Below are 23,320 nucleotides of genomic sequence, written 5' to 3' on the forward strand. Positions count from 1 at the left end.
TCAACGGATCATTGATATGGAACTGACCCAAATCTTCACCATCGCGGGCAAGGAGTTCCGCGACCGCATGCGCAACCGCTGGGTGTTGGCCGTGGCGCTGGTGTTCACCGTGTTCTCGCTGGCCATCGCCTACTTTGGCGGCGCGCAGCAGGGCACGGTGGGCTTTCGCTCCATCGAGTTCACCATCGCCAGCCTGGTCAGCCTCGTCATCTACCTGATCCCGCTGATCGCGCTGCTGCTGGGCTTTGACGCCATCGTGGGCGAGCGCGAGCGCGGCTCGCTCGACCTGCTGCTGTCGCTGCCCATCACGCGGCTGGAGCTGCTGCTGGGCAAGTACCTGGGGCTGGCGGCAGCACTCACGCTTTCGACCCTCGCAGGATTTGGCCTGGTCGCGGTGCTGTTGTATCGGCAGTTCAGCTGGGCGGGGCTATTCCACTATGGCGGCTTCATGGCCAGCTCGGTGCTGCTGGGGCTGGCCTTTTTGAGCCTGGCCGTGCTGCTGTCGGTGCTCACGCACGAGCGCACACGCGCCTCGGGCCTGGCGATTGCCGCCTGGTTCTTTTTTGTGCTGGTGTTTGACCTGCTGCTGCTGGGCGCCCTGGTGGCCACGGGCGGCAGCGTGGGCGGCGAGGCCATGGCCTACCTGCTGCTGCTCAACCCGGCCGACGTTTTCCGCATCCTCAACGTGTTCTCGCTCGACGACGTGCGCACCCTGTACGGCCTGACCAGCATCGTGCCCCCTGCCTTGGCCAAGCCATGGCTGATGGGCGCGGTGATGGCGGGCTGGATTGTGGTGCCCCTGGGCCTGGCGGGCTGGAGATTCAAACCATGACGAACCCATCCGATCATCACTACCAATGCGCCTGCGCCACACGGCGCCAACTGCTGGGCTGGGCGGCCCTCACATCGCTGGGCACGCTCACCGGCCTCACGGGCCTGACCGGCTGCAGCCAGGCAGACAACAGCGCCCAGTCCCTGAAACCCGTGGAGATCGACCGCACCACCAGTTGTGAACTCGACGGCATGCTGCTGGCCGACTACCCCGGCCCCAAGGCGCAGGTGCGCTTTGCGGGGCAGGACAAGCCCTCGTTCTTTTGCGACACGGTGGAGCTGTTCAGCACCCTGCTGGCCGGCGAACAGGTCCGCGCCGTGCAGGCCGTGTACGTGCAGGACATGGGCAAAGCCGACTGGAACGCACCACAGGGCCACTGGATCGATGGCAAGACGGCCCTCTACGTGGTGGGCGGCAAGCGCCACGGCTCCATGGGCCCCACCATCGGCAGCTTTGCGCAAGAGGCCGACGCGCAGAAATTCGCCGCCGAATACGGTGGCAAGGTGCTGCGTTTTGCCGAGATCAAGCCCGCCATGGTGGACCTGAGCGGCGGGGCGCAACAAGACACCCGGATGTGAGGCCGCCATGCGCCTGCTGCCCCATCCTCCGCTTGCCCACCCCGCCCACCCCGTCCATGGCGGCGCACGCAAGCCCACCCGGCGCGCCGCGCTGGCCGCCTTGCTGCTGGGCACGGCCGGTGTGGCGGTATGGCAATGGCAGGCGCGGGCAGCGCAGGGCGCCATCCCTTCAGCCAACCTGCCCGGTGTGGGGGACGACGTGTGCATCGTGGCCCCTCCCACGCCGTACAACCCGGCATCTGGCCAGGCTCTGGCCGCTGCACGCGAGGTGCCCGCCGAAGCCCGTTGCCCCGTGTGCGGTATGTACCCGGCACGCGCGCGCGCCTGGGCGGCGCAGGTCATTTTTGCGGACGGGGATGCCTACTTTTTCGACTCGCCGCTGAGCCTGATGCTGTACCTGGGCAATGTGGCGCACTACACGCGGGGCCGCACCCTTGAGGCCATCGTGGCCCGCTACGTGACCGATACGGGCACAGGGGCCTGGGTGGACGCACCACAGGCGGTGTATGTGGCGGGCTCGTCGGCCCTGGGGCCCATGCGGGCGGGCAACCTGCCAGCATTTGCCGATACTGTGGCGGCACAGCGGTTTGCGCAGCAGCGCGGGGGACGGGTGCTCGGCTTTGCGGCGGTGGACGCTGCACTGCTCCAGTCGCTGGCACCCCAGCGCGGCAGTGCCGAAACCCACGCGCACTGAAACGGCCTATGGCGCCTTAGAGATGGCAGCTGAAAAAGCTATCATTTTTATAGCTATCAGCGCTTATCAATCAAGCGCTAGAAGCCAAAAAGATCTAAAAACCTACAGACCTGGGTAGATCCTGTCCACTCAGGATTGGCTGGAAGGCTCAGGGACAGGGGCCGAAGCCTTGAACAATGCCGCCACCTTGCGCTTGGGCTTGATGTTGGCAGAGACGCCGCTGCGCACGGGCGCCTTGGCTGCAGCCTCCCAGGCGGGGGCGGCATCGGTGGTGCTGGGCTCGTACGGCTTGGCAAAGAACGGATCGCGCGACACAGCCGCTGGGCGAAAGCCACGGTGTTCGCGGTGTTCACGCCCTTCGCGGGGCTCGCGAGATTCTCGGGGTTCGCGGCGGTGGGCGGCACCGGCATCGCGCGGATCGCTGGAGTCAGCACCATCGCGCCAGGCACGGCGGCCATCATTGATGCGTTCCTTGGGCCGGTCTTCGTCGTACTCCAGCGCTTCCAGGTCGATCTTCTTCTTGATCAGTTTCTCGATGTCACCCACCAGGCGCGCATCGCTGCCTGACACCAGCGTGACCGCCAGACCCGAGGCCCCCGCACGGCCCGTGCGGCCAATGCGGTGCACGTAGTCTTCTGCATTGAAGGGCACGTCAAAGTTGAACACGGCGGGCACATCCTTGATGTCCAGCCCGCGTGCGGCCACGTCGGTACACACCAACAAATCCACTTCGCCCTTCTTGAAGGCCTCCAGCGCCTTCAGGCGCTCGTCCTGGCTCTTGTCACCGTGCAGTGCAGCGGTCTTCAAGCCTTCGCGCTCCAGGCTGCGGGCCAAGCGGCCGCAACCGAGCTTGCTGTTCACAAAAATGAAGGCCTGCTTGATGCCCCGGGTCTTGAGCACCTGGTGGATGGCACGGCGCTTGTCATCGTCGCCCGCACTGTAAAAGCGCTGCTCTACGGTGGAGGCCGTTTCGTTCGGGCGGGCCACCTCGATGGTGATGGGGTTTTGCAGGTAGCTGCTGGCCAGGCGCTTGATCTCGGGCGAGAACGTAGCGCTGAACAAGAGCGTGGTGCGCTGCTTGGGCAGGTACGACAGGATGCGCTGCAGGTCGGGCAGAAAGCCGATGTCCAGCATGCGGTCCGCCTCGTCGAGCACCACGTACTCGACTTGGTTGAGCACCGCGTTTTTGGCTTCGATGTGGTCCAGCAGACGGCCCGGCGTGGCCACCAGCACTTCCACGCCTTTTTTCAGCTCGATGGTCTGGGGCTTCATGTCCATGCCGCCAAACACCACCGTGCTGCGCAGCTTGGTGTGCTTGGCGTACAGCGCAATCTGCTGGGCCACCTGGTCGGCCAGCTCACGCGTGGGCAACAGCACCAGGGCACGCACGGGGTGGCGGGCAGGCGATGTAGAGCTGTTTTCGTGCTGGAGCAGGCGCTGCAGCAACGGCAGCGAGAAGGCTGCGGTCTTGCCAGTGCCAGTCTGGGCGGCCCCCATCACATCTTGCCCGGTCAGCACGACCGGAATGGCCTGCGCCTGGATGGGCGTCATGGACTCGTAGCCCATTTCGGCCACGGCGCGCGCCAGCGGCTCGGCCAGCGATAAATTGGAAAAAGAACTTGTCATTTAGCCCGCTATTGTCGCACCGTGGGCTGACAAAGGCATTTTTTTCGCAATTCGAACCGCCACGCCACCCCCTGCCCCCCGAGAAAACCCGAATTCGCTATCAAATCAATAGCTTTCAGCGCTTATTTCAATGGGCCTGCCCAGCATTTTCATCAAAAACACGAAACCACTGCTTTCCACACGCCGCAGCCCCAACCCCACCCTGCCCGTGGGCTTGCTCACAGGCTGCGGGCAGAAAAGGTGTCGCACGACTGCACACTGCCTTGCTTGAGCCCCATATGAAACCAGCGCTGACGCTGGGCGCTGGTGCCGTGAGTGAAGCTGTCAGGCACCACGGTGCCGCCATTGGCACGCTGCAGGGCGTCGTCGCCAATGCGGGCGGCTGCGTTCATGGCCTCTTCGACATCGCCCTGCTCCAGAATCTGCCGCGCATTCTGCGCATGGTGCGCCCACACCCCGGCAAAGCAATCGGCCTGCAGCTCCAGCCGCACCGACAGGGCGTTGTATTCCTTCTGGCTCACACGGCCGCGCATCTGATCGACCTTGGCACTGATGCCCAGCAAGTTCTGGACATGGTGGCCCACCTCGTGGGCCACCACATAGGCCTGCGCAAAATCGCCCGGCGCACCCAGGCGGTTCTTCAGGGTTTCGTAAAAGCCCAGGTCGATGTAGACCTTGCGGTCGGCGGGGCAGTAAAACGGACCCATGGCCGCCTGACCGGTGCCGCAGGCCGTGGGCGTGCTCCCACGGAACAAGACCAGGCGCGGCTCTTGGTAGCGCCCCCCGCCCTGGCTGAAAACCGTCTTCCACACGTCCTCGGTATCGGCCAGCACGGTGGATACAAACCGCGCCATCTTGTCGTCGGCCGGAGGCCGGTGGGCAGGGGCCTGCTGCACATGGGCCGGGGGCGCACCGCCGCTGAGCAGTCCCAGGATGGTGAGAGGATTGACGCCCAGAATCCAGCCGCCCAGCAGCGCGATCACGATGGTGCCAATGCCAATGCTGCGCCCCCCAAAGATCGGGCTGTTACCGCCCCCGCCATCCTCCCGGCGGTCTTCCACATTGTCGGATTCCCGGTTGCCTTCCCATTTCACGATATCGCTCCTGCATCCCGCCACACAGCGGGGTTTGTGGCCTATCTTAGAACGGTTAACACAACCCAGCGAAGCGGCCCTGGCCAGGCGTTCCGTCGCAGGCAGTACGAGAGGTACGACAAGACGGAATAACGGCGCCAGGGGGGTTGTGTTAGCCGCTCTCAGCACCTGTTTGCGGGGCACCGCCTCAGCGCGATGCATCAAGCGGGCCAAAGCATGCACTTCGGCCTGCGAAGGGATGGGTCTATTTTGGGCCCAGACCCCAACCCTGTGTAAAGTGCCACCATGCAGCCGACCCGGCCCTGAAGCCGGGTTCTGATTTGAGCACTGCGCCGCTTTTGCAGGCGCACCCACCCTCTACGAATCCACCAACCGACCATGACCGAGTCTTCCACCCCAGGGCACAGCCTGCGCACCCAGATCGCTTTGGTGTTTGGCACCCTGGTCGTGGCCTTGTCGGTGCTGCTGTCGGTGGGGTTTGGCGAAGTGCTGAAACAACGCATCCAGCGCGATGCGGGAGCATCGCTGCAAGGCGTGGCCGACAACACTGCCGCATTGCTGGCCAATGGGTTGTTTGACCGTGTGCGCGAGGTGCAGGTGCTTGCGTCGTCTGAAGTGCTCTGGCGCAACGGGCTGGAGGCCCCCGAGGTCATCCACATGCTGGCACGCCAGCAGGCCATCCACCCCCAAAGCCTGTGGCTGGGCGTGGCAGACGCCCAGGGCATTGTGCGGGCCGCATCGGGCAACATGCTGGTGGGCCAGAACGTGAGTGAGCGGCCCTGGTTCCAGGCGGGCATTCAAAACGCCCATGTGGGCGATGTGCACCCCGCCAAGCTGCTGGAAAGCCTGCTGCCCCCCAGCCGCAATGGCGATCCCTACCGCTTCGTGGACTTCTCGGCCCCCATCCGCATCGGCCCCACTACGGTGGGTGTGCTGGGCGTGCACGGGTATTGGGAGTGGATCAACGAAATGATCCAGACGCTGATGCCTGCGGCCGCCCATGCCCAGCAGCTGGAGGTGTTCATTTTTGACAAAGCTGGCCAGCTCATTCACGCCCCGGCAGAGCAGCAAGCCTTGCTGCAAAAGCTGGGCCAGACCTTGCCCGACCCCTCCTTTGCCAGAGTGCCTGCAGATGCCCAGAACCCCGGCACGCCCCCGGTGCTGCGGTGGGTGGACGACAAAAAATACCTCACCGCCCACACCCGCATGCATGCCCGCAACGCCGAAAGCGACCTGGGCTGGCACATCGTGGCGCGCATGCCGGTCGACATCGCTTTTGCCGAAGCCGAGCAAGCGGTGCAGCGCGCGCTGCTGGGGGGCTTGGTGGCCGCCCTGATTGCCGCCTTTTTAGCCTGGCTGGCCGCACGCCGCCTGAGCGAAGACCTGGACGCACTGGCCCGCGCCGCGCGGGACCTGGAAGCAGGCAAGCCGGGGGCAGAAATCCCGGCCACACAAAGCAGCCGCGAGGTGCGGCGCCTGTCGTGGGCCCTGCGCCGCATGACCCACCGGCTGCTGGCCGCCAACGAGGCCATGGAAGCCCAGGTGCAACTGCGCACCCAGCAACTGGAAGACGCCAACCGCGAGCTGGGCCTGCAAGCCCGCAGCGACCCACTGACCGGCCTGCTCAACCGCCGGGGCTTTGATGCGCAGATGAACTACGCCTTGGCGCTGGCGCGCCGCAGTGGCCGCCCCTTGTCGCTCATCACGGTGGATGTGGACCATTTCAAGCGCATCAACGACACGCACGGCCACGACGTGGGCGATGAGGTACTGCAGCGCCTGGCCCACACGCTGGCCCAGCGCCTGCGGGATTCGGACGTGGTCGCACGGCTGGGAGGGGAGGAATTTGCAGCGCTGCTGCCCGACACCGATCTGGACGGCGCCCGGGCCATTGCCCAGACGCTGGTGGATGCGCAGGCAGCCCTCACCGACCCGGTGGTAGGCCGCATCACCGTGAGTGCAGGCGTATCGACCCTGCGCGGGGCCGATGACACGGCGCAGCGCCTGCTGCGCCGGGGCGACGAAGCCCTGTACGAAGCCAAAGGCCAGGGCCGCAACCGCGTGGTGGTGCAGGGGTAGCCCGAGCCGCCTTCCCCGCTGGAGGCCGGGCTTGGCAGGGACTCAGAACCGGCCTCAGGCCTTGGGCAGTGTCACGCCCACCTGGCCTTGGTACTTGCCGCCACGGTCCTTGTAGCTGACCTCGCAGACGTCGTCCTTGTCGCTTTCAAAGAACAGCACCTGGGCGCACCCCTCGCCCGCATAAATGCGCGCTGGCAGGGGTGTGGTATTGGAGAACTCCAGCGTCACGTAGCCTTCCCACTCGGGCTCAAACGGTGTGACGTTGACGATGATGCCGCAGCGCGCATAGGTGCTCTTGCCCAGGCAGATGGTGAGCACGTTGCGCGGAATGCGGAAGTACTCGACCGTGCGGGCCAGCGCGAAGCTGTTGGGCGGAATGATGCAGCTGTCGCCGTGGAAGTCGACAAAGCTCTTTTCGTCGAAGTTCTTGGGGTCCACCACCGTGCTGTGGATGTTGGTGAAGACCTTGAATTCTGGCGCGCAGCGGATGTCGTACCCATAGCTGCTGGTGCCGTAGCTGATGATCTTGTTGCCGTCGCGTTCACGGATCTGGCCGGGCTCGAAGGGCTCGATCATGCCGTGCTGTTCGGCCATGCGGCGGATCCACTTGTCGCTCTTGATACTCATCGGTTGACTCCTGCGCTGCAGCACCCGCCCGGCTGCGGATCGGCGCAACGGGCGAAATGCTATTAAATATGTAGCTGGTAGCGCTTTTACATCAAGCGCTAGGGGCGTATTTTGCTTGAGAAATCACGGTTTGCTCGATGACCCGGTCGTCGCCCAGTACGATCAGCGCAAACAATAGCTCATCCAGGCTCTGTGCCTGCTGCGTCTTGCGGGCCAACAGGGGCGTGGCCTGGGGGTTGAGCACCACAAAGTCTGCCTCGCAGCCAGGCTGCAGGTTGCCCACCACCCCGGCCAGCCCCATGGCCTGCGCCGCGCCAGCGGTGTGCTGCCACCACAGCTGCGCTGGGCTCAGGCTCAAGCCGGTTTTGGTCTGCCCTTCGCGCGCCACGTAATAGGCCGCCAGCATGGTGTGAAACGGGCTGAAGCTGGTGCCCCCGCCCACATCGCTGGCCAGCCCGTAGCGAAACCCGGCGCGGTCAGCGCCCGCGTAGTCAAAGAAACCGCTGCCCAGAAACAGATTGCTGGTGGGGCTGACGGCTGCGGCCGTCTTGCGCTCGCGCATCAGGGCGCGGTCGGCATCGTCGAAGTGGATGCAGTGGGCGTACACGGCCCGTTCGCGCATCAGGCCAAAGTCGTCGTACACCGCTAGGTAGCTGCGCGAACGCGGGAACAGCTCACGCGCCCAGCGGATTTCATCCAGGTTCTCGGCCACATGCGACTGGATCCACACGTCACCGTAGCGTGCCGCCAGCTCGCCCGCGCCACGCAATTGCTCGGGCGTGCTGGTGGGGGCAAAGCGCGGGGTAATGGCATAGCCCAGCCGGTCCACGCCATGCCAGTGCTGGATCAGGGCTTCGGTGTCGAGCAGGCTTTGCTCAGTCTGGTCACGCACGCCGTCGGGCGAATGGCGGTCTTGCAGCACCTTGCCCGTGACGAGCCGCAGGCAGCGGCGCTGGGCCTCACCAAACAGGGCGTTAACCGAGGCTGGGTGCGATGTGGCAAACGCCAGGGCCGTGGTCACGCCGTTGCGCAGCAGCTCGTCGACAAAGAACGCCGCCACATCGTCGGCATACTCAGGCGCGCAAAAACGCGATTCGTGGGGAAAGGTGTAGTTTTCCAGCCAGGGCAGCAGGCCATCGGCAGGCGAGCCAATCACGTCGGTCTGCGGAAAGTGCACATGCAAATCCACAAAACCCGGCGCCAAAATGCGGCCCGGCCAGTGCGTGACGGCGCCCTGCCCCGCCCACTGCGCGGCCAGCGCCTGCCAGGGGCCTGCGGCCACCACACGCTGGCGGCCCTGGGCATCGGGTGCCACGGCCAGCAGGCCGTCTTCGTCGTACAGGGCCTGGCCATCTTCGGCAAAGCGCAACAGGGCAGATCGAAATACTTGCATGGCTGGAGCTTAATGGGCCTGCGCACTGGGCCTATACCCGTGCGCGGATAGTCAATAGAAGCAGATGGGTCAGCGCGGCAGCGAGCCTTTGACGCCCTCGACCAGAAAGTTCATTTGCAGAATCTGGACATCGCTCAACGTCTGCCCGGGCGCAATCACCTCACGGCCTTCGGTGTCGCGCACCGCCACCTTGCCTGCGCGGAAGGGGTGCAGCTTGCCAGCGCCCACGGCCTTCTGCGCGGCCAGCACTTCTTGCTGCACGGCCTGCGGCACCTTGGAGCCAAAGTCGCCCACGCGGATCATGCCCTCACGCACGCCACCCCACAGGTTGCCCGGCTTCCACTGGCCGTTTTGCAAGGCGCGCACCCGCTCGGTGTAGTACGCGCCCCACTGGTGCGTCACGGCAATGATCTGTGCATCGGGCCCGGTCTTGCGCATGTCGGAGTGGTAGGCCACGGCCATCTTGCCGCGCTCCTGCGCGGCTGCCATCACGGCGGTAGAGCCCGTGTGGAAGGCGATCACGTCCACGTCCTGGTTGAACAGCGCCATGGCGGCATCGCGCTCCTTGGGCGGGTCAAACCACACGTTGAGCCACACCACCTTCACGCTGGCCTGGGGGTTGACCGAACGCATGCCCAGCGTGAAGGCGTTGATGCCCTGCAGCACTTCGGGGATGGGGAAGCCCGCCACATAGCCCGCCACACCGGTCTTGCTCATGCGGCCCGCCGCCATGCCGGCCAGGTAGCGGCCTTCGTAGTAGCGCGCATTGGCCGTGGCCACATTCGGTGCCTGCTTGTAGCCGGTGATGGACTCGAACTTCACATGGGGAAAGTCCTGCGCCACCTTGAGCGTGGGCTCCATGTAGCCAAAGCTGGGGGTGAAGATGATCTGGTGCCCTGTGGCGGCCAGGTCGCGAATCACGCGCTCGGCATCGGCCCCCTCGGCCACGTTCTCGACAAACGTGGTTTTGACCTGGCTGCCCAGAGCCGTCTCGACGGCCTTGCGCCCCTCTTCGTGCTGGCGCGTCCAGCCGGCTTCGGTGATGGGCGAGACGTAGACAAATCCAGCCTTGATGGGCTCGGACTTGGCGGGCGCTGCCGCCGTGGCCGTCTGTGCAAAAGTGGGGGAAAGGGTTGCGGCGCCGAAAAGCGCACTCACGCAAGCCGCACGCAGTGCGGTGGCGAGGTTTTTGTACATGGTGTTCCTCTACATGGCCCGAAGTTCAGAAACAAGAAAACCGCCGGGCAGCGGTTTTCAAGAGGTGCGGATTCTACCGCTTGCTCAGGCCAGGCGCTTGAGTGTGGAATCCCCCTGGTAGCCCAGGCGGAACTGCCCAACCACTTCGCTCAGGCGCAAAGCCTGGTCGTTCAGGCTCTGCGCCGCGGCGGTGGATTCTTCCACCAGCGCCGCGTTTTGCTGCGTCATCTGGTCCAGCTGCGTCACTGCAATGTTGACCTGGCCGATGCCATGGCTTTGCTCTTTGGTGGCGGCGCTGATCTCGCCCATCATGTCGGTCACGCGTTTGACGCTGGCCACGATCTCGTCCATGGTCGAGCCCGCATCGCTCACCAGGCGGGCACCGGCATCCACGCTCTCCACGCTGGCGCCAATCAGGCCCTTGATCTCGCGCGCGGCATTGGCAGAGCGCTGGGCCAGGCTGCGCACTTCGCTGGCCACCACGGCAAAGCCACGGCCTTGCTCGCCTGCGCGGGCCGCTTCCACAGCGGCATTCAGCGCCAGGATGTTGGTCTGGAAGGCAATGCTGTCGATCACGCCGATGATGTCGGAGATCTTCTTGGAGCTGTTGTTGATCTGGTCCATGGTGCTGACCACCTGGGCCACCACATCGCCCCCACGCTGCGCCACTTGCGCGGCCGAGTTGGCCAGCACGCTAGCCTGGGTGGCCGCATCGGCGCTGTGCTGCACGGTGCTGGTCAGCTCTTCCATGGAGCTGGCCGTTTCTTGCAGGCTGCTGGCGGCGTTTTCGGTGCGGGCGCTCAAGTCCTGGTTGCCCGAGGCGATCTGGTGGCTGGCGGTGGAGATGTTGTCCACCACACCCCGCACTTGTTGCAACGATGTTTGCAACACCGTGCGCATCTGGTCAATGGCGCGCAGCAAGTGCCCGGTTTCATCGTTGGAGTACGACGCCTGGGGTTGTCCGGTCAGGTCCAGGTTGGCAATGTCCTGGGCGCTGGCCTCGGCCCGCTTGAGCGGGCGCGTGATGCTCAGCGACAAGTACCACGACAGCACCAGCCCCAGCAGCAACGAAACCAGGCCGCACACCACCAGCAGCACGCTGGTTTGCGAACGCAGCTCGTCGTTGCGCTTGGCGGCGGCATCCAGCTGGGCGCGCTGGCCTGTGGCCACTTCCTGCACGCCAGCCACATAGGTACGGGCCATGGGCTCAAAGCGCTCGGCAAAGGCCTTGGCAGCGCCCTCGGTGTCACCTGCTTTTTTCAGTTTGCTAACCTCTTCACGCGCCGCCAGGTACGCCTTGCGCATGTCCGAGATTTTGTCGTTCAGCGCCTTTTGTTCGGGCGTCACCATCTGCGATTCGACGTACTTCTGCAGCTCGTTGGTCTCAGAAATGGCCGCCGCCGTAGCGGGGGCAAAGTATTCGATCAGGCTGGCGTCGCTGCTCTTGGCAATGGCGGCTGCGCGTTGCACGCCTGCGGTGGTGTTGCGCAGCCAGTCTGCAGCAGCGCGCTCGGTCTTCAGGTTCACCGCCAGCATGGCATCGGTGACCTCGCCCATTTGCCGCAGCTTGAACACGGCAAACAGGCTGGTCAGCAGCGACAGCGAAAGAATGAGGCCGAGCACGCAGGCCAGGCGCTTGGCAATGGATAGCTGATTGAGAAACATAGGTGATGAGGGTGTGGGTTACGGAACTGGCCGAACAGCACCCGCGTGTGGGGGCCTGGCAGCAAGCAGCGCGACCTCCGTCCGAAACCGCTCATGGGAGTCGTCGCGCCACAGTCCGAGCGTCGGGCGCACAGGGCCAAACGCAACAAAGTGCAACATGATACCCCGCACACCTGACAAAACACAAATAGTGAACGGATTGTCAAACCCATCCGCCACACCCCAACCAAAGGGGCGCAGCCAGGGCCGCGGGTTACGGCCCTGGTGTCCCGCGTTGGAAGTTCGTTGATGACAAAGAGGTCGAAATCGCCGCCAGGCAAGGCGCCAACCGCAGCGACAGCCGCAGATCCGTAGCTATCGCGAGGACTTGCAACGCAGCGTGGCGGCGACCCTTGGCGTCTTCATGCAACGCATCGCCAACCCGGGGCACCAGACCCCAGCACCTCAATAGTCGTGCTCGACAAACGTCTCAAAGGTCTCTTTGAGCTTGTGCTCCCAGGCCCGCTTTTGGGGTTGGACACAAAGCTGGCCTCGAAGCTGTTGAAAGCCAACTGGTAAGCATGCTTGGCCGTGAGGCCCGTGGCCGCGAAGAGCTGGGTGAAGTTCTCGTTGATGTAGCCGCCAAAGTACGCCGGGTCGTCGGAGTTGACCGTCGCAGCCAGGCCCGCATCCAGCAGCTTGCCCAGGTTGTGGTCGGCCAGGTTGGGGAAGACGCACAGCTTCTGGTTCGACAACGGGCACACCGTGAGCGGGATGCGGTCTTGCGCCAGGCGCTGCATCAGCGCGGCGTCGTGCACCGCCTGCACGCCATGGTCAATGCGCTCGACCTTGAGCACATCGAGCGCGCTCCAGATGTAGGCAGGCGGCCCCTCTTCGCCCGCATGGGCCACCAGGTGCAGGCCCAACTCCTTGCAGCGGGCAAACACCCGCGCAAACTTCTCGGGGGGTGGCCCACTTCGCTGCTGTCCAGCCCCACGCCGATGAATTGGTCGCGAAACGGCAGGGCTAGCTCCAGCGTTTCAAGGGCAGACTCTTCGCTCAGGTGGCGCAAGAAGCACAGGATCAGCGAGGCGTTCACGCCCAACTTCTGGCCTGCGTCCACGCAAGCCCGGTGCAGGCCCTGCACCACCGTGGCCATCGGCACGCCGCGCTCGGTGTGCGTTTGCGGGTCAAAGAACAACTCGGCGTGCACCACGTTGTCGGCCGCAGCCCGCTCAAAGTAGGCCCAGGCCATGTCGTAAAAGTCCTGCTCGTGCAGCAGCACGCTGGCACCTGCGTAGTAGATATCGAGAAAGCTTTGCAGGTTGGTAAAGGCGTAGGCCTTGCGCAGGCTTTCCACATCGGCATACGGCAGCGTGACGCCATTGCGCTGGGCCAGTGCAAAGATCAATTCAGGCTCCAGCGAGCCTTCGATGTGAATGTGCAGCTCGGCCTTGGGCATCTGGCGCAGCAGATCGGGCAAGCGCTCGGCGGAAATGGGAGGGACTTTGAACATCGGCAAGCTCCGTGGGTAGGGTTGAAAACATCATGCCCTTTTGGTGCCCGGATGCAAACCGTTCAAACCAAGGACAGAATGAAAAAGGCCGCCCGAAGGCGGCCCGGTGAAGTAAAAAGCGGTGGCTTATTTCTTGTCAGCACCTGGGATCTTGCCTTCCACGCCCTTGACGTAGAAGTTGATGCCGCCCAGGAACTTGTCGTCGGCCACGGCGTCTTTTTCCAGCACGGGCTTGCCGTCCTGGCCAGCGATGGGGCCCTTCCAGATAACGAAGCTGCCGTCGGCCAGGCCCTTCTTCACTTCTTCGACCTTGGCCTTGGTTTCGGCAGGCACGTCTTCAGCGATGGAGACGATGTCAATCGCGCCTTCCTTCACACCCCACCAGCTTTGGCCGGTGCTCCACTTGCCTTCCAGCGCATCACGCGTGGCCTTCACGTAGTAAGGGCCCCAGTTGATGACGGCCGATGCCAAGTGAGCCTTGGGGCCGTAGGCGGTCATGTCGCTGTCCCAGCCAAAGGCGCGCTTGCCCTTTTCTTGTGCGGTCTTGAGCACGGCGGGGGAGTCGGTGTTCTGGAACAGCACGTCAGCGCCGCCGTTGATCAGGCTGGTGGCGGCTTCGGTTTCCTTGGGCGGGCTGAACCATTCGTTTACCCACACCACCTTGGTCTTGACTTTGGGGTTGACCGATTGCGCACCCAGCGTGAAGCTGTTGATGTTGCGGATCACCTCAGGGATTGGCACCGAGCCCACCACACCCAGCGTGTTGGACTTGGTCATGGCGCCAGCGATCACGCCAGCCATGTAGGCACCTTCGTAAGTGCGGCTGTCGTAGGTGCGCACGTTCTCGGCCGTCTTGTAGCCGGTGGCGTGCTCAAACTTCACGTCCTTGAGGTCGCCAGCGATTTTCTGGATGGACTCCATGTAGCCGAAGGTGGTGCCAAAGATCAGCTTGTTGCCTTGGCCAGCCAGATCACGCAGCACGCGCTCGGCGTCCGCAGATTCAGGAACGCTTTCAACAAAGCTGGTCACAACCTTGTCGCCAAACTCTTTTTCGATGGCTTTGCGGCCGTTGTCGTGCGCAAAAGACCAGCCGCCGTCACCCACAGGGCCGACGTAGGCAAAAGCGATCTTCAGTGGCTCAGGCTTGGGGGCTGGAGCAGAGGCAGCCGACGCAGGTGCTGGGGCCGGTGCGGGCGCTGGGGCCTCGGTCTTGCCGCAGCCCACGACGGCAGCGGCAGCCAGGGCAGACAGCGCCGCCACTTTGAACAACGAACGCTTTTGCAAATCGGTCATGTCGATTCCTTGAGAGAAAACAGTGAAAACGGAGGGGGAAAACGGAAAACAACCATTATGAGCCGGGGTAAAACGGCTTGCCGAGGGACGCAGGCATGTTGACGCGAATCCAGGCGGGGTTGCGCGAGATCAGGGCCAGCACCACGATGGTGGCGAGGTAGGGCAACATGCTCAGCAACTGGCTGGCCACCTGCACGCCCGTGGCCTGCAAATGAAACTGCAGCATCGTCACCCCGCCAAACAGGTAAGCACCAAGCAACACCCGTGCCGGGCGCCAGGTGGCAAAGGTGGTGAGCGCCAGCGCAATCCAGCCGCGCCCGGCCACCATGCCCTCCACCCACAGCGGGGTGTAGACGGTGGAGATGTAAGCCCCCGCCAACCCGCACAGCGCCCCGCCCGCCACCACGGCCAGCAACCGGATGCGGCGCACGGGGTAGCCCAGGGCATGGGCAGATTCGGGCGACTCGCCCACCGAGCGCAGCACCAAACCGGCGCGCGACCGATACAGGAACCACACCAGCGCCACCACCAGCGCCATGGTGATGTACACCAGTGGATGCTGCTGGAACAGCGCAGGCCCCACCAGCGGAATATCGCCGAGCACGGGAACAGCGTACTTGGGCGACTCAGGCAGCTTGGCCTGTACGTAGCTGATGCCCGCAAATGCCGAAAAACCCACGCCAAACAGGCTCAGCGCCAACCCCGTGGCGTATTGGTTGGTGTTGAGCCAGATCACCAGCACACCAAAAATGGCCGCCAGCAACGCGCCTGCGGCCATGCCTGCGGCAAAGCCCAGCCAGGTGTTGCCGGTGTGCACCACGGTGGCAAAGCCCGCAATGGCGGCGCAGAGCATCATGCCCTCGGCCCCCAGGTTGACGATGCCTGCCTTTTCGTTGATGAGCAGGCCCAGGGCCGCAATGGCCAGCACGGTGCCCGCGCTGAGCGTGGCGCCGATAAGCAGTGCGTACGATTCCATCACTTGCCTCCCTTCGAGGCCACCCAGCGGATGCGGTAGGCAATCAAGGTGTCACAGGCCAGCAGCGTGAACAGCAGCAGCCCCTGGAACACGCCCGTGAGCGATTTGGGCAGGCCCATGCGCGATTGCGCCAGCTCGCCGCCGATGTAGAACATGCTCATCAAAATGGCCGAGAGGATCATGCCCACAGGGTGCAAGCGCCCCACAAAGGCCACGATGATGGCGGCAAAACCGTAGCCTGCGGGCACATAAGGTGTGAGCTGACCAATCGGCCCGGCCACTTCCAACGCGCCCGCCAGGCCCGCTGCGCCGCCCGAAATTAGCAGTGCCGTCCACAGCGCGCGGCGCGATGAAAAGCCCGCGTAGCGCGCTGCCGCAGGCGCCAGCCCACCCACCTGCTGGGCAAAGCCCGCCCGGGTGCGGAACAGAAACACCCACAGTGCCCCCGCCCCGGCCAGCGCCAGTAGCAGGCCAATGGACACGCGCGAGCCCTGCATCAGTCGCGGGATCTGCGTGACCTTCTCAAACGTCTTCGTCTGCGGAAAGTTGTAGCCCATGGGGTCCTTCCACGGGCCATAGACCAGGTAACCCAGCACCAGCGTGGCCACATACACGAGCATCAGGCTCACCAGGATTTCGTTCGCGTTGAACTTGTCGCGCAGCAGCGCCGTGAGCCCCGCCCACGCCATGCCGCCCAGCACCCCGGCCAGCAAGATGGCGGGCACGATCCACGGCCCGGTGGTCTTGTCGGACAGCAGCGCCACGCCCCCCGCCACCACGGCACCGATCACAAACTGCCCTTCGGCGCCAATGTTCCAGACGTTGGAGCGAAAGCACACCGCCAGCCCCAGCGCAATGAGCAGCAGCGGCGTGGCCTTGACCATGAGTTCGCCCAGGGCGTACTGCGACTTGATCGGTTCCCAGAAGAACACTTGCAAGCCCCGCACCGGGTCTTTGCCCAGCGCCATGAACAGGGCCACACCAATGAGCACCGTCACGGCCAGCGCCAGCAGCGGCGAGCCGTAGGTCCACAGGCGCGAAGCCTGGGGGCGCGGTTCCAGCTTAAACATGCTGAGCCTCCCCGGCGGTGGCCTGCTGCGCAGCATGGGCCAGATGGGCCTGCACATCGGCGTGCCACAGGCCGCTCATCCACTCGCCAATGCGCTCCACCGTGGCTTCGGCACGCGGCACAGAGGGCGACAAATGCCCCTTGGCCACTACATGCAGCCGATCGCAAATTTCAAACAATTCGTCCAGCTCCTCACTCACCACCAGCACTGCGCAGCCCGCGTCACGCAGCGCCAGAATCGAGCCGCGAATCTGCGCGGCCGCGCCCACGTCCACGCCCCAGGTGGGTTGCGAGACGATGAGCAGCTTCGGCGCGGCATCGATCTCACGCCCCACGATGAACTTTTGCAGATTGCCGCCCGACAGCGACTTGGCCGCCGCGTGGGGGCCGCCCGCTTTCACATTGAAGCGCCGGATGATGTCTTCGGCATGCTTTTGCAGCGCCCCCACCTTGATCCAGCCGCTGCCGCCAACCGAGTTGGTGCGCGTGAGCAGCAGGTTGTGCGCCAGGCCCATGGTGGGCACGGCACCGCGCCCCAGGCGCTCTTCGGGCACAAAATGCAAGCCCAGCGCCCGGCGTTGGTTGGGCGCCATGCGGCCTGCGTTCTGGCCTGCCACCTGGATGCTGGCGGGCTCGGCGCGCTGGTCTTCGCCCGACAAGGCATAGAGCAATTCCTTTTGGCCATTGCCCGAGACACCGGCAATACCCACCACCTCGCCCGCCTTCACCTCGAACTGCAGGTCGATCAAATCCACGCCAAACTGGTCGGCACGCGGCAGCGACAGGCCCTGCACGCGCAGCACCGTGGCGCCGGTCTGCACTGCGCGGTGCTCCAGCGCAGGCGGCTCGGCGCCAATCATCAGACGCGACAGGGAGGCGTTGGTCTCTTCGGCCGGGTTGCACACCCCGGTGACCTTACCGCCGCGCAGCACGGTGCAGGCGGTGCACAGCGCGCGAATTTCGTGCAGCTTGTGGCTGATGTAGAGGATGCTGCAGCCCTCGCTGGCCAGCTTGCGCAGCACCACAAAGAGCTTTTCGACCGCCTGGGGCGTGAGCACCGAGGTGGGCTCGTCCAGGATCAGCACCTTGGGGTTGGTGAGCAGTGCGCGGATGATTTCTACGCGCTGCATCTCGCCCACGCTCAGCGTGTGCACGGGGCGCAGGGGGTCAATATCGAGGCCGTATTCAGCGGCCTTGGCCGTGATGCGGCTGGTGACCTCGGCCAGCGTCAGGCTCTTGTCCAGGCCCAGCCACACGTTTTCGGCCACTGTAAGGGTGTCAAACAGGCTGAAGTGCTGGAACACCATGGCAATGCCCAAGGCCCGTGCCTCTTGCGGGTTGCGCACCTGCACGGCCTGGCCGTTGAAGTGCACGCTGCCTTCGTCGGGCTTGACCGAGCCGTAGATGATTTTCATCAGCGTGGACTTGCCTGCGCCGTTTTCACCCAGCACAGCGTGGATCTCGCCGGGCTGCACCGTCAGCGACACGCCGCTGTTGGCCACCACGGCCGGGTAGCGCTTGGTGATGCCCGCCAGCTGCAGCCGTGGCGGCGCCGCACCAGGCGCTGAAGGAATGGGGGGAGAACTCATGCGGGGATTGTCTCTCAGAATTACAACTTGTTATCTTTGGTCGTATAGGGGCAAATCATGCCTTGCGGCTTATTCAGCATGCGCAAGCAGCTATTCTTTTCGTAGCGATGCAGCGACGGACTTGACGCTGTCGCGCAGCCACATGGCCGCTGCCGAATGGTGGGTGCGCGCATGCCACAGCTGGTAGTACAACAGGCGCGGAAACGATACCGGGCTGGGCAGAATGGCCACCGGCAGCTGCGCCGTGAACCGCTCGCAAAACTGGCGCCCCGTGGTCAACACCAGCAGGCTGGAGGCCACGATGTGCGGAATGGCGCTGAAATGCGCACACCGCGCGGTGATGTTGCGCGAAAGGCCCAGGCTGTCCAGATGCGCATCGATCACGCCGCGGGCACCGGGGTGGGTGGGCGTGGGGGCAATGTGCTCGGCCGCCAGCCAGTCGGCCTCGGTCCAGCCCCGGCGCACGGCCGGGTGGTCTTGGCTCACCAAGCACACCACCTCGTCGCCAAACAGGCGACCCATGTGCAGGTCTTCAGGGGGCTGGGGCCAGTTGCCGATCACCACGTCCACATCGCCCTGGGCCAGGTGGGCGTGGTAGTGCGCGTCGGCCGACAGGGGCAAAATTTCAATGGGGCACAGCGGCGCCTGTGCCTTGATGCGGGCCACCAGCTGGGGCAAAAAAAGCGGGTCCAGGTAGTCGCTGGCCGCCACGCGAAAGGTGCGGGTGGCCGTGCGGGGGTCAAACCCCCGTGCGTCGGAGAAAAGCGCCTCGGCCGAGCGCAGGATCAGCGCGGCGGGCTCCACCATGCGCAGCGCAGCATCGGTGGGCATCATGCTGGCGCCGGACCGCACCAGCAGCGGATCGCCCGCCAGGTCACGCAGGCGCTTGAGCGCGGCCGATACCGCTGGCTGGTGCATGCCCAGGCGGACGGCGGCCCTCGATACGCTGCGTTCAGTGAGCACGGTGTGCAAGACCCTTATGAGATGGAGGTCTATCTTGTCGAAAAGGGCTTGGTCTCTCATAGCGGGGCTTGCATGGGTGTCATAAGCTTGTGCTTATGCTGGCAGCGGCGCGGCGCCCTACCCTCTGATGAACAAATAGAAATTGAAGCGGTATCTTTCATGACGACCCGACCCTTGCAATTCTTGCGCCGAGGCCAGCCCGTGGCGCTGGGCAATGTACCACCCGACCGCACCTTGCTGGAGGTGCTGCGCGAGGACCTGGGCTGCACCGGCACCAAGGAAGGCTGTGGCGAAGGCGACTGCGGCGCCTGCACCGTGGTGCTGGGCGAGGCCGATGGCCACGGCAAGGTGCGCTACAGCGCCGTCAACAGCTGCATCCGCCTGGCCCATTCGATTGACGGCATGGCGCTGTGGACGGCGGAGGACCTGGCCGAAGACCCGCTGATCCAGCCGGTGGCCACGCTTCACAAACCGCCGCGAGCGGACGGCGGGCTAGGCGCACGGAGCGCAGGAACCGGAATGGACATGCAGGTCCATGAGGATTCCGACGAGCGGGAAGGAAAGGGGCCCGCATCCCCTTCCGGCGCAAAGACGCACCCCGTTCGCGCAGTAGGTTTGCATCCAGTGCAAGAGGCCATGGTGCAGTGCCACGGCTCTCAGTGCGGCTTCTGCACCCCCGGCTTTGTGATGAGCCTGTTCGGCATGTACCAAAACCAGGTGTCCCAGGGCCGCAGCATCTCGCGCGCCCAGGCCGCGCAGGATTTGTCGGGCAACCTGTGCCGCTGCACGGGCTACCGCCCCATTCTGGACGCCGCGCAGCAGATGGCCAAGCTGCCCCCCATGGCCGTGAACGAAGCCGATTTGCTACAAAAATTAGAGCTGCTTGCGCTTACCCCACAAGCGCCAGAGGCCAATTTGGCTTACATCACCCCCACCACCCAAGCCGAACTGCTGGCCGCCCGCGCTGCCCACCCCCAGGCGCAGGTGGTGGCAGGCGCCACCGACGTGGGCCTGTGGGTGACCAAGCAACACCGCCAGTTTCCCCAAGTGCTGGATGTGACGCGCGCCGCCGAGCTGCGCCGCATCGACGAGACGCCAGAGCACATCGCCATCGGCGCCGCCGTGACGTTGACCGAAGCGTTTGCCCGGCTCACCGCCCAGTGGCCCAGCCTGGCCGAGTTTGCCCACCGCTTTGCGGGCCTGCCCGTGCGCAACTCGGGCACGCTGGGCGGCAATGTGGCCAACGGCTCGCCCATTGGCGACTCCATGCCCCTGCTGATCGCACTGCGTGCCCAGGTGGTGCTGGCCAGCCAGGCGCGGGGCAAGCGCGCGCTGCTGCTGGAATCGCTGTACACCGGCTACCGCCAGAACGTGATGGCGCCCGACGAGCTGCTGGTGCGCATCGTGGTGCCGAAGCCATCGGCCACAGAGCAGCTCAAGGCCTACAAGATTTCCAAGCGCTTTGACGACGACATCTCCGCCGTCTGCCTGGTGTTGAACCTCGACATTGCAGGCGGCACGGTGCAGCGCGCCAGCATCGGCGCCGGCGGCGTGGCCGCCACCCCGGTGCGCGCACAGCAAACCGAGGCCGCACTGCAAGGCCAGCCCTGGACCGAAGCCACTGTGCAGCAAGCCATGCGCGTGCTGCAGGCCGAGTTCAGCCCCATCTCCGACATGCGCGCCAGTGGCGACTACCGCCGCACGGTGCTGGGCAACCTGCTGCAGCGCTTTTGGCTGGAAAGCCAGGGCGGCGCCCCGGCCAGCATCGCGCAACTGCACGCGACCCACCTGGAGGGCGTGCTGTGAAACCTTCCATCGACCACGCCGTGCCCGACACCGCACGCACCGCCATGGGGCAATCGCACTTCCACGAAAGCGCACGCGCCCAGGTCGCTGGCGCCGCCCATTACATCGACGACCTGCCCGAGGTGAAGGGCACGCTGTATGCAGCGCCCATCCTCTCCACCGTGGCGCACGGCACGCTCAATGGCGTGGATGCAAGCGCCGCCCTGGCCCTGCCCGGTGTGCGTGGCGTGGTGCTGGCGCAGGACGTGCCCGGCGACAAGCTGCTGGCCGCCTTTGCCCACGACGAGCCCGTGTTTGCCCACACCACCGTGCAGCACATGGGCCAGGTCATTGGGCTGGTGGTGGCGGACTCGGTGATGCAGGCGCGCCGCGCCGTGCGCGCCGTGCAGCTGGACATCACGCCCCTGCCTGCCGTGCTGACGGTGCAGGACGCGCTGCAGGCCGAAAGCTATGTGCTGCCGCCGGTGTTTGTGCGCCGGGGCGATGCCACCGCAGGCTTGGCACAAGCCGCACACCGGTTGAGCGGGGCTTTTGAAGTGGGCGGGCAAGAGCACTTCTATCTGGAAGGCCAGATTGCCTACGCCCTGCCGCTGGAGCAAAAACAATGGTGGATCTACTCCAGCACCCAACACCCTGGCGAAGTGCAGCACTGGGTGTCACACGCCTTGGGCATTGACAACCACGCCGTGCGCGTGGAGTGCCGCCGCATGGGCGGTGGCTTTGGCGGCAAGGAGACGCAAGCCGGCCACCTGGCCGTGTGGGCCGCCGTGGCCGCCAACAAGCTGGGCCGCCCCGTCAAGCTGCGACTGGACCGGGACGAAGACTTCATGGTGACGGGCAAGCGCCATCCGTTTGCCTACGAGTACGACGTGGGGTTTGACGACACCGGCCGCATCACAGGCCTCAAGCTGCAGATGGCGGCCAACTGCGGCTTCAGCGCCGACCTGTCCGGCCCCGTGGCCGACCGCGCCGTGTTCCACGCCGACAACGCGTATTACCTGAGCGATGTGGAGATTGCTTCCTACCGTTGCAAGACAAACACCCAGAGCCACACGGCGTTTCGAGGCTTTGGCGGCCCGCAGGGCGTCATCGTCATCGAAGCCATCCTGGGCGACATTGCCCGGGCCCTGGGGCGCGACGCACAAGACGTGCGCCTGGCCAACCTGTATGGGCGCGATGCCAGCGAGGGCCGCAACGTCACCCACTACCAAATGGCGGTGGAAGACAACATCCTGCATGCGCTGCTGCCGCAGCTGGAGCAGACCGCCAGCTACCGCCAGCGCCAGGCCGAGATTGCCGCATGGAACACGCAAAGCCCGGTGCTCAAGCGCGGCATCGCCATCACGCCGGTCAAGTTCGGCATCAGCTTCACGGCCACGCTGTTCAACCAGGCGGGGGCGCTGGTGCATGTGTACACCGATGGCAGTGTGCAGGTGAACCACGGCGGCACCGAAATGGGCCAAGGCCTGCACACCAAAGTGGCGCAGATCGTGGCCGATGAGTTGGGTGTGCCGATGCACCGCGTGCTGGTCACGGCCAGCGACACCAGCAAGGTGCCCAACGCCAGCGCCACGGCGGCCAGCAGCGGCACCGACCTGAACGGCCGCGCCGCCCAATACGCCGCGCGCCATGTGCGCGACAACCTGGCATCGTTCGTGTGCGGGCTCGACGGCTGTGGCGCCGGGGCCATCCGCTTTGCGGGGGGGCTGGTCATCTCGCCCCAGGCCACGCGCAGCTTTGAAGCCGTGGTCAAAGAAGCCTACGCCAACCGCATCCAGCTGTGGAGCGACGGCTTCTATCGCACGCCCAAAATCCACTACGACAAGGCCACCCTCACCGGCCGGCCGTTCTACTACTTCAGCTACGGCGCGGCCTGCTCTGAGGTGGTGATTGACACCCTGACGGGCGAGAGCCGCGTGCTGAAGGTGGACATCCTGCACGACGTGGGCCACAGCATCAACCCGGCCATCGACGTGGGGCAAATCGAGGGCGGCTTTGTGCAAGGCATGGGCTGGCTCACCACCGAGCAACTGGTGTGGAACGACAAGGGCCTGCTCACCACCCACGCGCCCAGCACCTACAAAATTCCGGCCACGGGCGACATCCCGGCCCACTTCAAAGTGGATTTGTGGCCCGAGGCGAACCGCGAAGACAACGTGGGCGGCAGCAAGGCCGTGGGCGAGCCGCCCTTCATGCTGGCCATCAGCGTGTACGAGGCGCTGCGCAACGCGGTGGCTGCGGGGCGTGGCGAGAAAGCAGCCAGCACACCCGTGGTGCTGACTGCGCCAGCCACGGCAGAGAACGTGCTCCGAGCCTTGGGGCGGCTGGACTGAAGCCCGGTTTA

17 protein-coding genes and 1 pseudogene are annotated in these 23,320 nt (G+C 65.0%); 6 read left to right on the plus strand and 12 right to left on the minus strand.

What is annotated here, in order from left to right:
- Window positions 1-16 precede the first annotated feature (16 nt).
- Genes EAG14_RS13785 through EAG14_RS13795 form a run of 3 tightly spaced genes read left to right on the plus strand, consistent with a single transcriptional unit; the run spans window position 17 to window position 2,104 of the window.
- Window positions 17-832 carry an ABC transporter permease gene (locus EAG14_RS13785; protein ID WP_121729213.1) on the plus strand — a complete coding sequence of 272 codons (816 nt, stop codon included), beginning with the start codon at window positions 17-19 and terminating at the stop codon, window positions 830-832.
- On the plus strand, window positions 829-1,410 hold the full coding sequence (locus tag EAG14_RS13790; protein ID WP_121729214.1) for a nitrous oxide reductase accessory protein NosL: 582 nt from the start codon (window positions 829-831) through the stop codon (window positions 1,408-1,410). The genes EAG14_RS13785 and EAG14_RS13790 overlap by 4 nt, the downstream gene beginning before the upstream one ends.
- A 7-nt stretch (window positions 1,411-1,417) precedes the next feature.
- Window positions 1,418-2,104 (plus strand): nitrous oxide reductase accessory protein NosL, encoded by a 687-nt coding sequence (locus tag EAG14_RS13795; protein ID WP_121729215.1) that lies wholly within the window; start codon window positions 1,418-1,420, stop codon window positions 2,102-2,104.
- A gap of 129 nt (window positions 2,105-2,233) precedes the next feature.
- Here EAG14_RS13795 and EAG14_RS13800 read toward each other — a convergent pair whose 3' ends face one another.
- A complete protein-coding gene (locus EAG14_RS13800; protein ID WP_099654911.1) occupies window positions 2,234-3,730 on the minus strand; it encodes a DEAD/DEAH box helicase in 1,497 nt (498 codons plus the stop codon).
- A 218-nt stretch (window positions 3,731-3,948) separates the two neighbouring features.
- On the minus strand, window positions 3,949-4,824 hold the full coding sequence (locus EAG14_RS13805; protein WP_121729216.1) for a neutral zinc metallopeptidase: 876 nt from the start codon (window positions 4,822-4,824) through the stop codon (window positions 3,949-3,951).
- Between the two features lie 378 nt (window positions 4,825-5,202).
- Here EAG14_RS13805 and EAG14_RS13810 point away from each other — a divergent pair, with 378 nt between their 5' ends.
- Entirely contained in the window at window positions 5,203-6,903 is a 1,701-nt protein-coding gene (locus tag EAG14_RS13810) for a diguanylate cyclase (RefSeq protein WP_121729217.1), read from the plus strand.
- A gap of 54 nt (window positions 6,904-6,957) precedes the next feature.
- Here EAG14_RS13810 and dcd read toward each other — a convergent pair whose 3' ends face one another.
- From dcd to EAG14_RS13860, 10 genes and pseudogenes are all read right to left on the minus strand, one after another.
- The gene (gene dcd / locus EAG14_RS13815) at window positions 6,958-7,530 is read right to left on the minus strand and encodes a dCTP deaminase (RefSeq protein WP_099654908.1); all 573 of its coding nucleotides are present in this window, start codon (window positions 7,528-7,530) and stop codon (window positions 6,958-6,960) included.
- Window positions 7,531-7,621: 91 nt separating this feature from the next.
- The gene (gene guaD / locus EAG14_RS13820; RefSeq protein WP_121729218.1) at window positions 7,622-8,923 is read right to left on the minus strand and encodes a guanine deaminase; all 1,302 of its coding nucleotides are present in this window, start codon (window positions 8,921-8,923) and stop codon (window positions 7,622-7,624) included.
- A gap of 69 nt (window positions 8,924-8,992) precedes the next feature.
- Complete coding sequence (locus EAG14_RS13825; RefSeq protein ID WP_121729219.1) at window positions 8,993-10,120, minus strand: BMP family ABC transporter substrate-binding protein; 1,128 nt, start codon at window positions 10,118-10,120, stop codon at window positions 8,993-8,995.
- A gap of 84 nt (window positions 10,121-10,204) precedes the next feature.
- Window positions 10,205-11,785: a methyl-accepting chemotaxis protein gene (locus EAG14_RS13830; RefSeq protein ID WP_121729220.1), complete on the minus strand. Its 1,581-nt coding sequence runs from the start codon at window positions 11,783-11,785 to the stop codon at window positions 10,205-10,207.
- A 444-nt stretch (window positions 11,786-12,229) separates the two neighbouring features.
- Window positions 12,230-13,280, minus strand: a pseudogene (locus EAG14_RS13835) (adenosine deaminase).
- 126 nt (window positions 13,281-13,406) lie between these two features.
- Entirely contained in the window at window positions 13,407-14,573 is a 1,167-nt protein-coding gene (locus EAG14_RS13840; RefSeq protein WP_121729221.1) for a BMP family ABC transporter substrate-binding protein, read from the minus strand.
- 55 nt (window positions 14,574-14,628) lie between these two features.
- Entirely contained in the window at window positions 14,629-15,549 is a 921-nt protein-coding gene (locus tag EAG14_RS13845) for an ABC transporter permease (RefSeq protein WP_121729222.1), read from the minus strand.
- Window positions 15,549-16,619, minus strand: coding sequence for an ABC transporter permease (locus EAG14_RS13850; RefSeq protein ID WP_121729223.1), 1,071 nt, complete (start codon window positions 16,617-16,619; stop codon window positions 15,549-15,551). Before EAG14_RS13850 ends, EAG14_RS13845 begins: the two co-directional genes overlap by 1 nt.
- A complete protein-coding gene (locus EAG14_RS13855; protein WP_121729224.1) occupies window positions 16,612-18,207 on the minus strand; it encodes an ABC transporter ATP-binding protein in 1,596 nt (531 codons plus the stop codon). Before EAG14_RS13855 ends, EAG14_RS13850 begins: the two co-directional genes overlap by 8 nt.
- A 90-nt stretch (window positions 18,208-18,297) precedes the next feature.
- Complete coding sequence (locus EAG14_RS13860) at window positions 18,298-19,230, minus strand: LysR family transcriptional regulator (RefSeq protein WP_099654899.1); 933 nt, start codon at window positions 19,228-19,230, stop codon at window positions 18,298-18,300.
- 99 nt (window positions 19,231-19,329) lie between these two features.
- Here EAG14_RS13860 and xdhA point away from each other — a divergent pair, with 99 nt between their 5' ends.
- Both xdhA and xdhB read left to right on the plus strand, forming a co-directional pair.
- On the plus strand, window positions 19,330-20,976 hold the full coding sequence (gene xdhA / locus EAG14_RS13865; protein ID WP_121729225.1) for a xanthine dehydrogenase small subunit: 1,647 nt from the start codon (window positions 19,330-19,332) through the stop codon (window positions 20,974-20,976).
- A gap of 44 nt (window positions 20,977-21,020) precedes the next feature.
- Window positions 21,021-23,309, plus strand: a complete 2,289-nt coding sequence (gene xdhB, locus EAG14_RS13870; RefSeq protein ID WP_121730480.1) for a xanthine dehydrogenase molybdopterin binding subunit — start codon at window positions 21,021-21,023, stop codon at window positions 23,307-23,309.
- The last annotated feature ends 11 nt before the right edge of the window (window positions 23,310-23,320 follow it).

The sequence above is a fragment of the Acidovorax sp. 1608163 genome, from assembly GCF_003669015.1.
Lineage (GTDB): Bacteria > Pseudomonadota > Gammaproteobacteria > Burkholderiales > Burkholderiaceae_C > Acidovorax.

What these genes read in the sequence shown, in the direction of transcription:
- EAG14_RS13800 (WP_099654911.1), bottom strand. Translation starts at nt 3,730, where the DNA reads ATGACAAGTTCTTTTTCCAATTTATCGCTGGCCGAGCCGCTGGCGCGC.
- guaD (WP_121729218.1), bottom strand. Translation starts at nt 8,923, where the DNA reads ATGCAAGTATTTCGATCTGCCCTGTTGCGCTTTGCCGAAGATGGCCAG.
- EAG14_RS13810 (WP_121729217.1), top strand. Translation starts at nt 5,203, where the DNA reads ATGACCGAGTCTTCCACCCCAGGGCACAGCCTGCGCACCCAGATCGCT.
- EAG14_RS13825 (WP_121729219.1), bottom strand. Translation starts at nt 10,120, where the DNA reads ATGTACAAAAACCTCGCCACCGCACTGCGTGCGGCTTGCGTGAGTGCG.
- EAG14_RS13845 (WP_121729222.1), bottom strand. Translation starts at nt 15,549, where the DNA reads ATGGAATCGTACGCACTGCTTATCGGCGCCACGCTCAGCGCGGGCACC.
- EAG14_RS13790 (WP_121729214.1), top strand. Translation starts at nt 829, where the DNA reads ATGACGAACCCATCCGATCATCACTACCAATGCGCCTGCGCCACACGG.
- dcd (WP_099654908.1), bottom strand. Translation starts at nt 7,530, where the DNA reads ATGAGTATCAAGAGCGACAAGTGGATCCGCCGCATGGCCGAACAGCAC.
- EAG14_RS13795 (WP_121729215.1), top strand. Translation starts at nt 1,418, where the DNA reads ATGCGCCTGCTGCCCCATCCTCCGCTTGCCCACCCCGCCCACCCCGTC.
- xdhA (WP_121729225.1), top strand. Translation starts at nt 19,330, where the DNA reads ATGACGACCCGACCCTTGCAATTCTTGCGCCGAGGCCAGCCCGTGGCG.
- EAG14_RS13850 (WP_121729223.1), bottom strand. Translation starts at nt 16,619, where the DNA reads ATGTTTAAGCTGGAACCGCGCCCCCAGGCTTCGCGCCTGTGGACCTAC.
- EAG14_RS13830 (WP_121729220.1), bottom strand. Translation starts at nt 11,785, where the DNA reads ATGTTTCTCAATCAGCTATCCATTGCCAAGCGCCTGGCCTGCGTGCTC.
- EAG14_RS13855 (WP_121729224.1), bottom strand. Translation starts at nt 18,207, where the DNA reads ATGAGTTCTCCCCCCATTCCTTCAGCGCCTGGTGCGGCGCCGCCACGG.
- xdhB (WP_121730480.1), top strand. Translation starts at nt 21,021, where the DNA reads ATGGGGCAATCGCACTTCCACGAAAGCGCACGCGCCCAGGTCGCTGGC.
- EAG14_RS13840 (WP_121729221.1), bottom strand. Translation starts at nt 14,573, where the DNA reads ATGACCGATTTGCAAAAGCGTTCGTTGTTCAAAGTGGCGGCGCTGTCT.
- EAG14_RS13785 (WP_121729213.1), top strand. Translation starts at nt 17, where the DNA reads ATGGAACTGACCCAAATCTTCACCATCGCGGGCAAGGAGTTCCGCGAC.
- EAG14_RS13860 (WP_099654899.1), bottom strand. Translation starts at nt 19,230, where the DNA reads ATGAGAGACCAAGCCCTTTTCGACAAGATAGACCTCCATCTCATAAGG.